The organism is Gardnerella sp. DNF01189 (assembly GCF_049244195.1).
GTDB lineage: Bacteria > Actinomycetota > Actinomycetes > Actinomycetales > Bifidobacteriaceae > Bifidobacterium > Bifidobacterium swidsinskii.
Genome location: NZ_CP058385.1, coordinates 1,208,021 through 1,221,929 on the forward strand (window position 1 = coordinate 1,208,021; position 13,909 = coordinate 1,221,929).

At 42.5% G+C, this 13,909-nt stretch carries 11 protein-coding genes; 10 read left to right on the forward strand and 1 reads right to left on the reverse strand.

Annotated features, from left to right (window positions below; all coding sequences use genetic code 11):
* Positions 1–6: 6 nt before the first annotated feature.
* From clpB to HXT41_RS04835, 10 genes are all read left to right on the forward strand, one after another.
* A complete protein-coding gene (gene clpB, locus HXT41_RS04790; protein ID WP_116994957.1) occupies positions 7–2,601 on the forward strand; it encodes an ATP-dependent chaperone ClpB in 2,595 nt (864 codons plus the stop codon).
* Positions 2,602–2,895: 294 nt separating this feature from the next.
* Positions 2,896–3,057, forward strand: coding sequence for a hypothetical protein (locus HXT41_RS04795; RefSeq protein ID WP_004136515.1), 162 nt, complete (start codon positions 2,896–2,898; stop codon positions 3,055–3,057).
* A gap of 26 nt (positions 3,058–3,083) precedes the next feature.
* Complete coding sequence (locus HXT41_RS04800) at positions 3,084–3,851, forward strand: ABC transporter ATP-binding protein (protein ID WP_004136514.1); 768 nt, start codon at positions 3,084–3,086, stop codon at positions 3,849–3,851.
* Between the two features lie 533 nt (positions 3,852–4,384).
* Entirely contained in the window at positions 4,385–5,479 is a 1,095-nt protein-coding gene (locus HXT41_RS04805; RefSeq protein WP_032838786.1) for a hypothetical protein, read from the forward strand.
* A complete protein-coding gene (locus tag HXT41_RS04810) occupies positions 5,469–6,200 on the forward strand; it encodes a hypothetical protein (RefSeq protein ID WP_004136512.1) in 732 nt (243 codons plus the stop codon). Before HXT41_RS04805 ends, HXT41_RS04810 begins: the two co-directional genes overlap by 11 nt.
* 54 nt (positions 6,201–6,254) lie before the next feature.
* Positions 6,255–7,595 (forward strand): DNA recombination protein RmuC, encoded by a 1,341-nt coding sequence (gene rmuC, locus HXT41_RS04815; protein ID WP_004105862.1) that lies wholly within the window; start codon positions 6,255–6,257, stop codon positions 7,593–7,595.
* 57 nt (positions 7,596–7,652) lie between these two features.
* Positions 7,653–8,501 (forward strand): hypothetical protein, encoded by an 849-nt coding sequence (locus tag HXT41_RS04820; protein ID WP_004136511.1) that lies wholly within the window; start codon positions 7,653–7,655, stop codon positions 8,499–8,501.
* Positions 8,502–8,544: 43 nt separating this feature from the next.
* Positions 8,545–9,351: a TrmH family RNA methyltransferase gene (locus tag HXT41_RS04825; RefSeq protein ID WP_076002563.1), complete on the forward strand. Its 807-nt coding sequence runs from the start codon at positions 8,545–8,547 to the stop codon at positions 9,349–9,351.
* A gap of 148 nt (positions 9,352–9,499) precedes the next feature.
* Entirely contained in the window at positions 9,500–10,492 is a 993-nt protein-coding gene (locus HXT41_RS04830; protein WP_004110073.1) for an ATP-binding cassette domain-containing protein, read from the forward strand.
* Positions 10,489–11,478: an ABC transporter permease subunit gene (locus HXT41_RS04835; RefSeq protein ID WP_076002565.1), complete on the forward strand. Its 990-nt coding sequence runs from the start codon at positions 10,489–10,491 to the stop codon at positions 11,476–11,478. Before HXT41_RS04830 ends, HXT41_RS04835 begins: the two co-directional genes overlap by 4 nt.
* A gap of 848 nt (positions 11,479–12,326) precedes the next feature.
* On the opposite strand, the gene vly is transcribed toward HXT41_RS04835, so the two are convergent.
* Positions 12,327–13,877: a cholesterol-dependent cytolysin vaginolysin gene (gene vly / locus HXT41_RS04840; RefSeq protein ID WP_421788596.1), complete on the reverse strand. Its 1,551-nt coding sequence runs from the start codon at positions 13,875–13,877 to the stop codon at positions 12,327–12,329.
* Positions 13,878–13,909: the final 32 nt, after the last annotated feature.

The window sequence follows — 13,909 nt, forward strand, 5'->3', positions numbered from 1 at the left end:
GTAGATATGGAACAAAAGTTTACAACCTTAGCGCAAGACGCATTAAGTGATGCTGTGCAAAGTGCAGCGGCTGCTGGCAATGCGCAAGTTGACACTTTGCATTTGGCGGATGCTTTACTTCGCCAAGAGCAGGGCGTCGTTCGCGCGCTTATTGCTCAGGCGGGGGCGGATGCGCAACAAATCGGTGCTGAAATTCGTAATGCATTAGTGGCATTGCCTTCATCTACTGGTTCAACTACAACTAAGCCAGATGCAAGTCGTCAGCTTTTGGCTGCGCTAAGCCAGGCAGAAAAAGAGATGCGCGCAATGGGAGACGAATACGTTTCTACGGAGCACATGCTTATTGGCATGGTTGCTAGCGAACCAAACGCTGTTGCGGATATTTTCAAAAAGCACAACGTTTCCGCAGACGTGTTGCGTAAGGCTGTGCCAACTGTGCGCGGTGGCGCAAAAGTGACAAGTCCGGATGCTGAAGGCAACTACAAAGCGCTCGAAAAGTATTCTGTTGATATGACTGCGCGCGCTCGCGAAGGAAAGCTCGACCCAGTAATTGGACGAGACCAGGAAATTCGCCGCGTGATTCAGATTCTTTCTCGCCGCACGAAGAACAATCCTGTGCTAATTGGAGAGCCGGGCGTTGGTAAAACGGCAGTTGTAGAAGGATTAGCTCAGCGAATCGTTGCAGGGGATGTGCCTATGACTTTGCAAAACAAGCGTCTTATCAGTCTTGACTTGGCTTCGATGGTTGCAGGTTCGAAGTATCGCGGCGAGTTTGAGGAACGCTTGAAGGCAGTGTTGAAGGAAATTCAACAATCAGACGGTCAAATTATTACGTTTATTGACGAAATTCACACTGTTGTTGGCGCGGGATCTGCAGAAGGTTCAATGGATGCTGGCAATATGCTTAAGCCAATGCTTGCGCGCGGTGAGCTGCGCTTGGTTGGCGCGACTACGCTTAACGAGTATCGTGAGCATATTGAAAAGGATTCTGCGCTTGAACGCAGATTCCAGCAAGTGTTTGTTGGCGAGCCGTCTGTTGAAGATACTGTGACGATTTTGCGCGGACTTAAGCAACGTTACGAAGCACACCACAAGGTGACGATTAGTGACGATGCAATCGTAGCTGCAGCAACGCTTTCAAACCGCTATATTACCGGTCGTCAGCTTCCAGATAAGGCGATTGATTTGGTGGATGAAGCGGCAGCTCACTTGCGTATGGAGCTTGATTCTCAGCCAGAAGAAATCGACGAATTGCAGCGCAAAGTTACGCGTCTTGAAATGGAGGAAATGCAATTAAAGAAAGCGGAAGATGCTGCTGCTAAAGAACGCTTAGAAAAGTTGCAAGAAGAATTAGCTAACTCGCGTGAAAAGCTTACTGGATTGAAAGCGCGTTGGGATGCTGAAAAGGCTGGTCATAACAAGGTTGGTGATTTGCGAGCGCAACTCGACGCTAAGCGCGTAGAGGCCGACAAATTCACGCGTGAAGGCAATTTGGAACAAGCAAGCCGTATTTTGTATGGCGAAATTCCAAGCATTCAAAAAGCTTTGGAAGAAGCGGAGTCCGAGGCTGCTAATGCTAAGAGTGAAGCGAAAGAGCCGATGGTTCCAGACCAGGTTGATGCTGATTCTATTGCAGGAGTCGTTAGCGAATGGACGGGCATTCCTGTTGGTCGCTTGATGCAAGGCGAAAATGAGAAGCTGCTCAACATGGAAAAGGAGCTTTCTAAGCGTGTGGTTGGTCAAAGTGAAGCAATTCAGGCTATAGCGGATGCTGTGCGCAGAAGCCGCGCTGGAATTGCAGACCCTAATCGCCCAACTGGTTCCTTCTTGTTCTTGGGTCCTACTGGCGTTGGTAAGACGGAGCTTGCGAAGGCTCTTGCTGACTTTTTGTTTGACGACGAGCGTGCAATGGTTCGCATTGATATGAGCGAGTACATGGAAAAGGCTTCCGTTTCGCGTCTAATCGGTGCTGCTCCTGGTTACATTGGCTACGAGGAAGGCGGCCAACTTACTGAAGCCGTGCGTAGGCGCCCGTATTCTGTAGTGCTTTTTGACGAAGTTGAGAAGGCACATCCAGAAGTATTCGACGTTTTGTTGCAGGTTTTGGACGATGGTCGTTTGACTGACGGACAAGGTAGAACAGTTGATTTTACGAATACGATTTTGATTATGACATCAAACTTGGGTTCGCAATTCCTTGTGCAAGAAGGCTTGGACGATGCTGCTAAGCGCAAGGCTGTTATGAACGCTGTTCACGCTGAGTTTAAGCCAGAGTTCATCAACCGTTTGGATGAACTTGTTATGTTCCATCCGTTGAGCCGCGAAGAGCTTGGCGGAATTGTGGATATTCAAGTTCGTCAAGTGGCTGCGCGCTTGAGCGACCGCCGTATTAGCTTGGATGTGAGTGACTCTGCTCGCGCTTGGCTTGCAGAGCATGGCTACGATCCAGTTTATGGTGCTCGTCCTTTGCGCAGATTGGTTCAAACGGAAATTGGCGACCAGCTTGCGCGATTGTTGCTTTCTGGAAAGGTGCATGATGGCGCTCGCGTAGTTGCAGATTGTGAGAATACTAGCGACCATGTGACCCTAAAGATTGCGTAGTGCCTGCATTCTTTAATGTAGTCAAATAATGTAGTCAAATAAAACAAAGCGTGCTGTTTGTTGGATTATTCCCCAGTAGACAGCACGCTATTTTTTTATCTAAATAAAAAATATTTGTAGAATGAACTTGAAATAAAAAGGTGGAATTCCCCCTTAATTTTTCGAGTTATTGCTGATAATTGGCATTATCGAATATGCGTATCTTTTAAAATTTTAATTGGTTTTTGTAAAAATCTATTTTTTTTATATTGAATTATTATAAAATGCGTGTATGTATTCAAGGCTGAATACGTTATGAAGCAGATTGAAAATGGAGATACGAATATGTTCGCAAAGGAAGGATTTGCAATAGTTGCGCGTTCTACTATTGCTTATGCTATGCCAATGTCAGCTTATGCTCAGATGAGTGGTTCTGTAGTTGGAATAGACAGAGAAAATATACGAAGTTGTAGGTAAGTAGTCTAGTTATTAAGTGGTGAGATATGCAAGAATCATATACGTGCTCAGATGTGCAACTTGTTAATGTGAATTTTTCGTATGGGAAAAAACAAATTTTGCATAATCTTTCTATAGATTTATCTTTTGGCATATGTGGTCTTTTGGGGCCAAATGGTGCTGGGAAAACTACTCTGCTTAACGTTATAGCGACGATTTATGCTCCCTCTAGTGGGAAACTTTTTGTTCATGGCTTTGACGTAACTGATCGTGCGGAAAGGGCTAAAGCTCGGTCAAATATTGGTTATTTGCCACAATCATTTGAACTTATGAATGCATCGAGTGTGTTAAAAAATGTTCAATATGCCGCATGGGCGCGAGGTCTATCGTGGAGTGCTGCGTATCAAGCTGCTTGGAATGCTCTCAAACAGGTTGGCTTGGAAAAACAAGCACATCGCATAGTTGCAAAAATATCAGGAGGTCAGCGTCAGCGTGCTGGTATTGCTTGTGTGATTGCTAGTCAGCCTGCAGTACTAATACTTGATGAGCCTACTGTTGGTTTAGATCCTGAGCAGCGTATTGATATTCGTAATTTTCTTAAGTCTTATTCGCAAAAGCATACTGTTATTGTCAGTACACATTTAGTAGAAGATTTAGCAGTAATTGCGGATCGGGTTATAGTTCTTAATGAAGGAATTATATTGCTTGATGGGAAAATGGATAATCTTCTTCAATATGCTAATCGTGAAGATCTTATGGTAACTCCATGGGAATCAGGGTATAGGCATTTGCTATCTAAATTTCATAAAAATTAGTAGTAGCAGTAACTAGATATGTATAGTTTCTTATTTCGTTAATGTGGTAGCAAGTAGGGATGTGATTAAATATGCGTCAATATTCTAACTTTTTAACTGAATTCAGATTTTTTACGAAAAGTCATAAGAAGTGCACAATTATTTCACGTATTATGTACCCATTATCTCTAATAAGCAGTTGTATTTTTAGCTTATTTTTGATTGCATATCCTGTTTTTTTGGGTGTGGCAAATTTTTTAGCGCATAATAATAATTATGCGCTTTGGTTAAGAATTGATGTCACGTGGATGCATTGTTTGTCTGATATTGTTGCTTGCATTTTTGGCGCATGGTGTTCGTGTAAAGCTTGCTCGCCTAGATGTTTGGTTAATCCTGCGTGGTGTGCAGGAAAATCAGCCAGTCGTTACGCTATTCCTATACTAAAAGGCGCTATACTGTGCAGTTTGTTATATTGCGTAAGTATATTGCCAACAGTAATTCAGAGTGATGTAAATATTACAAATTTCCCGTATTTTCCACTATTATGTGGAGGCGTGACGCCAAGTGCATTTTTTGCAATTGGTTTTACTTTAGGGGTAATTATTGGTAATCGTTGGGCAATTGTATTCTCAGCTTTATTATCTTTTGCAATAATTTGGTGCTGTATTTATGGCGTCATTATAATGCGTAATGGCACCATACCTCAAGGAGATATTTTTCCTAGATATTGGGGTAGTAGTTTATACGCAATACTTCCAGTGTCGGACGCTGGTATCGGCGCCGAGCCTGGTTTGCGAATGAACCCATGGTTGGTGACTTTGCGCATATTCTTTGTGTGTGTTGTTATCGTTTCATGCATTCTTTGTTGCGCGCATATTAGATATTTTTGGCAAAAGGGATCTTATTGGCGCATAAAAGCAATAAGTATTTCTTTAATTATGCCAATAGTATGCGCTTGTTGTATAGCTATGTGGGGTCCAAAACCTTGGATTCGCTCTGGACCTTTTGTGCCTCAGTGTACGACGTTTAAAGATACTGCTTTTTCTGTTTGTGTACATCCTGAAGAAGCTTATATTCGTAAACTTCGTGCTGTTAAACATTTGAAAACTGTTGCTTCTTGGTTTCCTAAGAATCAGAGAGATTCGCAAGGCAAAGGAATTGTGCTTGTGCTTGGAAATGCGTTTACTCCAACAAATACTGAAAAATCTTGGAATCTTACTAATAGTGGTTTAATAAAGTTACGTAATCTTAAAGCTACTGTTATTCAACAACAAACAGATACATTTGTTAGGCGTTCTGAGAAATATGGTGATATGACTGGTATCGCTCAAGAAGTGTTACAAAGATTTGTGCCTGCAAAATGTGCATCAAGTGCTATGAAAGAAGTATATGTAAAAAAGAATCTTGATTCAAACGCTTCTGTTACAGCATTTTTGCTTGCTCAACTTCCTTCTCGTATAAGTAATGATGTGTATGGGTCATATGGATTTATTCCAGGTGAAGCAAACGATAAAGTGGCTATGAGTATTAATAATGCTGATGATGCTAAGCTGAAACAATTTGTAAAAAATCATGTTAAAGAACTTAATCAATGTCTCATAACTCCACAACAAGTCTTATCGGAACTTGGTGATAAGCATGAAAAATAATTTTCGCGCTTGGCTTGAAGGTAGGCATTATATTGTTGCAATCGTTGCAATTTTATTGTCCGTAGTCCTTCCCTCTTTAATGCTTGTTATATTCAGATCATTTGTAACGCAGTTGCCAGTTTATGTTGGTTATATTTGTTTGCCGGATTCTGCTAATGTGCATAATGCGGTAGAAGGTATAACGTTTCAATGTCAATCTGGTAGTAGTGTTGTTAATTTTGTTGTTCCTCTGTATGAAGTTATTGTAGTTGGGTTTATTGCCGCGGCATTCGTTTGTCTTGCTCCGATTATGGTATCGTGGGAACGTTTCGTGATGAAAAGGTTGCGAATATATGCATTGAGTGCTGCTTTATTGTGTTTGTTTGTTTCATTTGGCGCTTCAGTGTTAATTGTTCGTATAATTGATTTGCAGTTATTGAGTACATTGCAGATGATTTTAGGTAATGCTTGGATTGATATTGTGCTCATAATGATTGGATTAGCCTGTTTTGGAAGGTTTTACGGCCTTGCATTTGGTGTCTTTTTAGCGGTGATGAATATTGCCACACAAGGTTTGCAAAGTAAAATTGGATTGATTTTGCGATGGTATCCTTCTGGAACTTTGCCTGTAATTCCTGGACAATCCATATTGTTATACGTCATTGTTGTTCTTACTGTAATTGCAGTTTGCCTATGGAGCGGCACGTGTGGACGTGGATTGCTTTATTTTGAACGTGCTTAAAAGACGTGTTTAATTATATTTCAAAAGTCAACTCAATAGTGTTTAATAGAACGTATGTTCGATAATATTGTGATGTTTGTTTTAATGGTGGTTGCTGTTGTAATAACCGCCATTGTTGTGCTGGCTATTGTTAAGCACAACTCTGGAACGCAAGGCGCTAATGGCGTAAACCAGCGCGAATTTAACGAATTGCGCTCGCAGTATGAACAAGCGCGCGCTCAAGCTCAAGAAAATGGCAATCAGGCTATACGCTATCGCACGCAAGCAGAGCAGCTTGCTGAGCGATTAAAGTTTGTTGAAGCAGAACTTGCTAAGGCGCAGCAGGCAGAGCAATTGCGAGTGAATCGCGAAGAACAATTGCGCGCAGAGCGAGAAGAACGCGAACGGTTAAATCGTGAAAAAACTTTGAAAGAGCAAGGTAAAGTTTTGGAAGCGCTTGCTCCAGTAAAAGACAATCTCGAAGCATTGAAGAATAAAGTTTCGCAGATTGAAGAAGGGCGTAAGCAAGAAATGGGTGTGCTAAGCACTCAGCTTAAAGGCCTAAGTGAGCAGCAAACAAGGCTTGACCGCGAAACAAGTTCGCTTTCTGCAGCATTGCGAAATAATAAGGTTCGCGGAGCTTGGGGCGAGGCTCAACTAAAGAATATTGTTGAATCTGCAGGCTTGCTTGAGCATGTTGATTTTGATACGCAGGTTGTTGTAACTGGAGTAAATGGCGAACAGCAGAGGCCAGATATGGTTGTGCATCTGCCAGGAGGCAAAACAATTCCAGTTGATGCAAAAGTTCCGTATGCGGATTATCAGCGCGCTTGCGAAATCCCAGATAACGCAAGTGACGAAGAATTAGCTAGAAGGAGCGAGCTTCTAAAAGCGCATGCTAAGGCTTTGCGAGAGCATGTTAGAGTATTAGGGGCTAAAGCGTATTGGCAGGCTTTTGAAACAGCACCAGATTTTGTAGTTGCATTTATTCCAAACGAAGCATTGCTTCAGGCGGCTCTTGAAGCGGATCCAACGCTTATGGATGATGCTTTTGCGCAAAAAGTAGCACTCACTTCACCAGTTACTTTGTGGGCCGTGCTTAAGTCTGTTGCGTACGCATGGCAGCAGCAAAGTCTTACAGATGATGCAAAAGAACTTTTCGATTTATCTCGAGAATTATATGATCGCTTTGCGGTTCTTGGGGAAAATGCTTCAAAACTTGGCGTATCTTTGGCAAGAACAGTTGCAGCTTACAATAAGTTTGCTTCTTCGCTTGAGTCGCGAGTGTTGGTAACAGCGCGTAAACTTCAGAAGTTAGATCAAAGTAAAGTTATTGCTTCAATAGATCTTATAGATTCCGATAAAGCTGATGTTAAAGAGCTGAGCGCTCCGGAAGTATCAGTAGAAGATCGTTAAGCATAAAAACATTAAAGCATCAAAAATTGAAGAACTCTAACGCTAAGGAGTGCAAAAATGGCAGAATTACAAGAGGAACGCGCTGAGCTTAAACGCATGCTTTGTGCAGATATGATTGCGAAACCATTTAGTGAACTGTTTTCTGTTACATTTGCTCAGCGTGGCTCTAAGCTGGTTGGAGATGTTCTTTTTGACGCAATTGAGAAAGCTGGGTATTCGTTAGAACGCGATGTTGACGCTGTTGGCGCGTTAACTGCTGCTGCGGTGCCGATGGTTTTTGCGCTTATTCATGCTGCAGAACGTAAAGGAATTGCACTCGACGGCTTTGTTATGGATTTTGTTTTTCCTGCAACAAAAGGCCCGTCAGTTAAAGGCAAGCGAGTGCTGTTGCTTGACTCTTGGCTTTCTGAAAAATCGTATGTTCAAACTTCTTCGCTTGTGACTTTACGACACGGAAATGAATTAAGTCTTGATTTTGGCATTGTTCATCAGCAAGGCGCGCAAATTCTTGCTATAGTTGCATTAATTGGTGGTGTTGACGCCGACGAACAAGGCACAAGGCATCTTCAATTAGTAAATCCAATAAGTGAGGAGAGTACTAAAATGGCATTTGTTCAAGCTTTCGATGAAGAAGAATTACGTGCAGATGCAGATCACGACGATTGCTGCAACGACAATTGCTGTGGCGGTCATTGCGAGGTTAAATGCACTGGCGATTGTAAGCATGACGGCTGCACTGAGCCATGCTGTGAAGATAACTGCTGTGGCGGTCATTGCAAGGTAGAGTGCACTGGTGATTGTGCTCATGATGGTTGCACTGAGCCTTGCTGCGAGGATAACTGCTGTGGTGGCCATTGCAAGTCAAGTTGCACAGGTGATTGCGCAACTGACGGCTGCCAAGACTAGCTGCAATACTAAGCAAAAGTATTAAACGGAGCAAAACTCACGCATGCACGAACCGAATCCAATTACTTTGGCTGCAAAAGCTTCCGATGAGCCAGAATTCCGACCTATAGGAGTTGGCCCATGGGAAGAAGAACATCCAGGTGAGCCTCGTCCAGATAATCCAGAATCGCCAAATTATGATGCGCGGTTTAGCACTGAATTACTAGACGAAGGCGACCAGCGTAACGTCTTAGATCGCTACAGATACTGGAAAGTAGAAGCCATAAAAGCGGATCTCGATTCTAAAGGCCGTCATGAGTTTGAAGTAGCTGTAGAAAATTGGACTCACGATTTCAACATAGGCTCTATGGTTCGCACTGCGAACGCGTTTACTGCGAAAAAAGTGTATATCGTAGGGCCTCATAAATGGAATCGTAAAGGCTCATTAATGACTGAGCTATACCAATACGTTGAGTGCTGCCCAACTATTGAAACTCTAGTAACTAATTGGCGCGAAAATATGCTTAAAGAAGCAGAAGAAGCGCATCAATTTTTGCTTAAAGCACAAGCAGAAGGCAATAAAGAAGCCGAAAAAATCGCAAATATTAAGGAACAAGACGCTAAAAACGCTCGCGTTATAGCGCTAGATATTATTCCAGGTGCTGTTGCTATGGAAAACTACAAGTTCCCTAAACGTTGTCTTATGCTTTTTGGTGCAGAAGGTCCAGGTCTTTCTAAAAAAGCACTAGAGATGGCGGATGACGTTGTTTATATTTCGCAATTCGGCTCTGTTCGCTCACTAAATGCAGGAGCTGCTGCAGCTGTTTCTATGCACGCGTGGATTGCTCAGCATGCAGTACCAAATTGCTGAATCTTAATAAAATATTAATTAGAATTTCGGTAGCAGAATTTTGTCAGCAGAATCTCATCAGCAATATTAGTTAAAACGTAGCAGCTTGTACTTATAAACGCTTACATTTAATGTGTATTTTTTTTTTTATTTGTGATATTGTTAATTTATGTTAGAATTTCAACATATTACAAAGCGTTTCGGCGCAAAAACAGTGCTTAACGACGTTTCTTTCGTCGCCGAAGACGGTAAAGTCACGGGCTTTTTAGGTCCTAATGGCGCTGGTAAATCTACCACCATGCGTTGCGCGTTAAATCTTATTCACGCCAATAGTGGCACTTCTCTTATTGACGGAAAACCTTACGCAAAAATCACATCCCCAATGACGGAAGTTGGCGCGGTTCTTGATGCAAAGTCTGCTCACAGAGGTCGAACGGCTTACAATCACCTGTATTCATTGGCTTTAACTCACGGAATATCAAAGAAACGTGTCGATGAAGTCATTGATATTACTGGTTTGACTAGTGTAAAAAATCGCAAGGCAGGTTCATTCTCGCTTGGCATGGGTCAGCGTCTTTCCATTGCTGCGGCTCTTTTAGCAGATCCGCACAATCTCATACTTGACGAACCGGTTAACGGCTTGGATCCGGAAGGTGTTAAGTGGGTTCGCGAATTATGCAAGTATTATGCAAGCGAAGGCCGTGCAATTTTACTTAGTTCCCACTTAATGAGCGAAGTTGCTCTTACTGCAGATAATCTTGTGATTATTGCGCACGGAGAAATTTTGGAGCGCACAACAGTACAAGATTTTGTTAATGCACATTCTCAGCACGCTGTGCGACTTGTAACTCCAGAAGGTGAAAAACTAAAGCAAGTGCTTACACAAAATCATCCCGAATGCAAGATTTTGCCTGATAAGCGCACGCCTCAAGACGCTCAAGAAGGCGAACTTTTTAAGGTAACAGGTTGCGAGCTTAATCAACTTGCTCGCGAAATTGCAGATAATCAAATTATGGTTTACCAGCTAAATCAAGAGCACGCATCGCTTGAGGAAGCATATTTGGCTCTTACGCACGGTCAAGAGCAGTACGTAACAAAAGCATTGCCAAATGCTACTGCTGCGACTGGAACGCAATATGCAGATGGAGGAAGCGCAAAATGAGTGAGCAAATTAATCAATCTGTTAATCAATCTGTTGATCAAGCAACAAGCAACTCTTACAAAACCGGCAGAAGCATGAACGCTCAGCACCTACGTCTTACATTTATGCACTCTCTTAAATCTGAGATGGTTAAGTTGCGTGGGCTTGCATCCACTTGGTGGTGCATGGCATTGGCCATTGTTTTGCCTGTAGTTTTCAGCTTTATTATCGCGATTGTGCAAAAAGCAATATCTAAAGTTGACTTTACTAAACAGGGTGCGTCTGCTAGCAAATCAAGCGGTGCAGTCACCATGGGGCCGAGCGATAAAAGCAGCCTTATTTCTTCTCAAGAAGGTATTTTCAACTTAGTTATTAGTTTTGCCTCTATATCTTTGATTGTTATTGCGATTTTTGCAGTGCTTGCTATAACAGCTGAGCATTCCACAACTTCAATTCAAGCTTCGCTTACTTCTGTACCTCGAAGGGGTATGTTCTTTACCGCTAAGTTTGTTGCAATCGCAATCTACGTTTTTGTGGTACAACTTATTGCAATGGCAGTTTCATTAGTTGCTGCAGAATTAGCATTTATGGGTGAGAATATCTCAGGCTTGTCTGGAAGTAGAACATGGCAATTACCTCTTATGCTGTTCCTTGGATCTCCTGTAATTATGGTTGTTGTGGCAGCAATGGCGTACGGCTTCGGCATGATTTGCAAGTCAACTGCTGGCGGAATTATGTGCGTTATTGGAGCTGTGATGATTTTGCCTACTGTTCTTAGCATTATTGTGATTTCAAGTGGTTTTGCAAAATGGACTTTAGTGCTTACTCAGCTTTTGCCAGCCACAGCTGTAAGTCAGTTCTTGGGTGATTCTTCTAGCTCTAACGGAAAATTCGCATCAAATGTAAATGTTGCTTTCGAATGGTGGCAGTCCGGTTTGGTAGTTCTCGCTTGGGCTGTAGTCATGTACGCAATTGGCTACGTTATTGAAAAGCATCGCGATATTTAAACATAGTAAGTATAAATAAAATAAGCCCTGTTCAATCGCAATCATTACTGAGCAAGTGAGCGGGGCTTATTTGTTGCAACTATTTGCCGATACTAATTTCTAATTCTTCTTCTTGCTAGAAATAGAGCACCCAGCTGCAAATAACGCGATAGCCCAAGCAGCCATAGTAATAATAGATGGCACTAATTCTGGCACTAAGCTCATTGTGTATTTTCTTGAGAATCCTAATCATCTTGTTTCTTTTTAGCAAATTGAGGATGAGCCAATATATGAAGTATCAGGCAATGGTAGCTCGGTAGTAGGCTTAGCATGTTGTGGTTGCGCATGCCGGTTGATATTTCTTTGATTTTCATATTTTGCATAGAGCTGATTCCGGCAATATCCATAATCTCTGATACGCGACTTTTTGGAATTTTACAATATTTTGCAACGAATGTGAGCTTTTTATAGAACTAGTATTTCTATAATTAGCTTTTAAATCTAATACTTTGCCGACTGTTTTTATTGGGGAATTAAGCTTTTTGTATGGGACGCCGTCGAATAATACTTCACCTTCATTGGCTTTTATGAGTCCCAATGCGCAATATAGCGCAGTTGATTGAACCGTTAGGGCCAACAAATCCCGTAACTTTGCTATCTTCTGCTACAAAAGAAATATCATTGAGTACTTGCTGTTTTATAGTACTTGGATATATTTTGTATCTCTAACATAACTAAATCCTACTGCGAAAAATGTAATAGAAACCCTATTTGTGTAAAAAATTAAGGACTTTATCTCGTAACTGGCTACAAGATAAAGTCCTTAATTTTTTCAGTTTTATTTATTTATGCTCAATTGCAATATGAGTTCAGTCATTCTTTACAGTTTCAGCAACGCGAGGCCACAAGGTTGTGCCCCAGTTCTTGATTGTGCGCTGACGAACCAACGGCAAATCAGTACGGTTGTACACTGTACGCCATGGTTCCCATACCAAGCCGGTCTTTTCTTCCAACTTAATGCGAAGATTGCGCACATTGCCCTTGAACTGAATCGTTGTGCTGAAGTGAGCGGTACGATACTTGCCGTTTCCTTCCCAAGCGCGAGAACGTACGTATGGAGTTCCGTCGATATCAGTGCCGTACTCATCCCAGTAGACGTAGTAGCGAGCTACATAAGCTCCACGGTGATCCAAGGTCAAATAACCGTCACGGTAAGCAGAAACCTTAGTCTCAACATAATCGCTGTTGCTCTGGAGAGTTGCTACTTCGTTATCTTTTACGAAGGAAGTAGTGTAAGCGATTGGAACAGCTGGGCTAGAGGTGCTCAAATTTGCACCTTCCTGAATCAAAGCCTTCAGCGTATCGATATTGCCGGTAATAACCTTTGCTGCGCCGTTAGCGCTGCCGCCGAGAATCACTGCAGTAACAGAAGTATTCTGGAGAATGCGATGGAATTCGGTGTTTGGCTTAATTTCTACGCCCTTAATTGCCGCTTCTACTGCAGCCTGGAAATCAGTGCTCTTGCTGGTGGTATCGAACTTTACGTACATTGAGCGACCATAAGCTACGTTTGACACGTAAACTGGTGGGCGTTTGCTGTCAACGCCACGGTTCTTCAAGCTTTCTGGCGTAGTGCATGGAGCAAAGAAATCTGCTGGGCTATCTGGAGCGTCGACGCTTACTGTGTAGTAAGTTTGCTTGAAGTTCACAATTTGAGTCTGCTTCTCACCCTTGTGTACTGCATCGAAATCAATCTTCAGCGGTACGCCAATCTTTGCAAAATCAGCACCAAACTTAGCCTTGAGCTGGTTCATGCTCTGTGCGCTTGCGGAATCATACTGCATACGAGCTGCCACATGATGGCTTGCTGCATATTGTGCATTCCACTTAGAAACTAAACCGTTAACTGCTGAAGTAACGGAGCTCTTGGTTGGATGTTGCACAGTTACAGTACTCTCGCCGCCGTGGAAGCCTGGCAAATCAATGCTCAAAGTTAATGGTGCGCGATTTGCTGAAATCAAGCTTGGCATGTTATCCATCAAATTCTGGTCAGCGCGGAATAATGCACCAGGATACACGCGATCATTGTTGGCCGAAGTTACCGACAAGTTTGACGTTGTATTGGTGATGTTCTTCTTCTGATGCTCAACAACAACGAATTCGCCGTTCTTGTTGAAGCTGTCGCTGGAGAATTTATTGTTAATTGTTTCGCCGTGACGTGCGAGAATATTCGTTTTATCGTAATGCAAATCCCACAAGTAGTTGTTCAGCGAGTCCTTGCTGGCTGCGCAAGATGCAGCTGGTGCAGAAGGCTTTGCAGAAGAATCTGCCATTGCTGGAACTGCTAAGCATTGTGGAATAATAGTCGCGCCCGCGAGCAACAACATTGCTGCATTACGGTAGAACTTTGTGCTCTTCATATGTATCCTTCGATTTTTATTAGATTTTATTT

Bases quoted from the DNA above. Each gene is read 5' to 3' on its own strand.
- clpB (WP_116994957.1), top strand. From the start codon at position 7: ATGGAACAAAAGTTTACAACCTTAGCGCAAGACGCATTAAGTGATGCT.
- HXT41_RS04795 (WP_004136515.1), top strand. From the start codon at position 2,896: ATGAAGCAGATTGAAAATGGAGATACGAATATGTTCGCAAAGGAAGGA.
- HXT41_RS04800 (WP_004136514.1), top strand. From the start codon at position 3,084: ATGCAAGAATCATATACGTGCTCAGATGTGCAACTTGTTAATGTGAAT.
- HXT41_RS04810 (WP_004136512.1), top strand. From the start codon at position 5,469: ATGAAAAATAATTTTCGCGCTTGGCTTGAAGGTAGGCATTATATTGTT.
- rmuC (WP_004105862.1), top strand. From the start codon at position 6,255: ATGTTCGATAATATTGTGATGTTTGTTTTAATGGTGGTTGCTGTTGTA.
- HXT41_RS04820 (WP_004136511.1), top strand. From the start codon at position 7,653: ATGGCAGAATTACAAGAGGAACGCGCTGAGCTTAAACGCATGCTTTGT.
- HXT41_RS04825 (WP_076002563.1), top strand. From the start codon at position 8,545: ATGCACGAACCGAATCCAATTACTTTGGCTGCAAAAGCTTCCGATGAG.
- HXT41_RS04830 (WP_004110073.1), top strand. From the start codon at position 9,500: ATGTTAGAATTTCAACATATTACAAAGCGTTTCGGCGCAAAAACAGTG.
- HXT41_RS04835 (WP_076002565.1), top strand. From the start codon at position 10,489: ATGAGTGAGCAAATTAATCAATCTGTTAATCAATCTGTTGATCAAGCA.
- vly (WP_421788596.1), bottom strand. From the start codon at position 13,877: ATGAAGAGCACAAAGTTCTACCGTAATGCAGCAATGTTGTTGCTCGCG.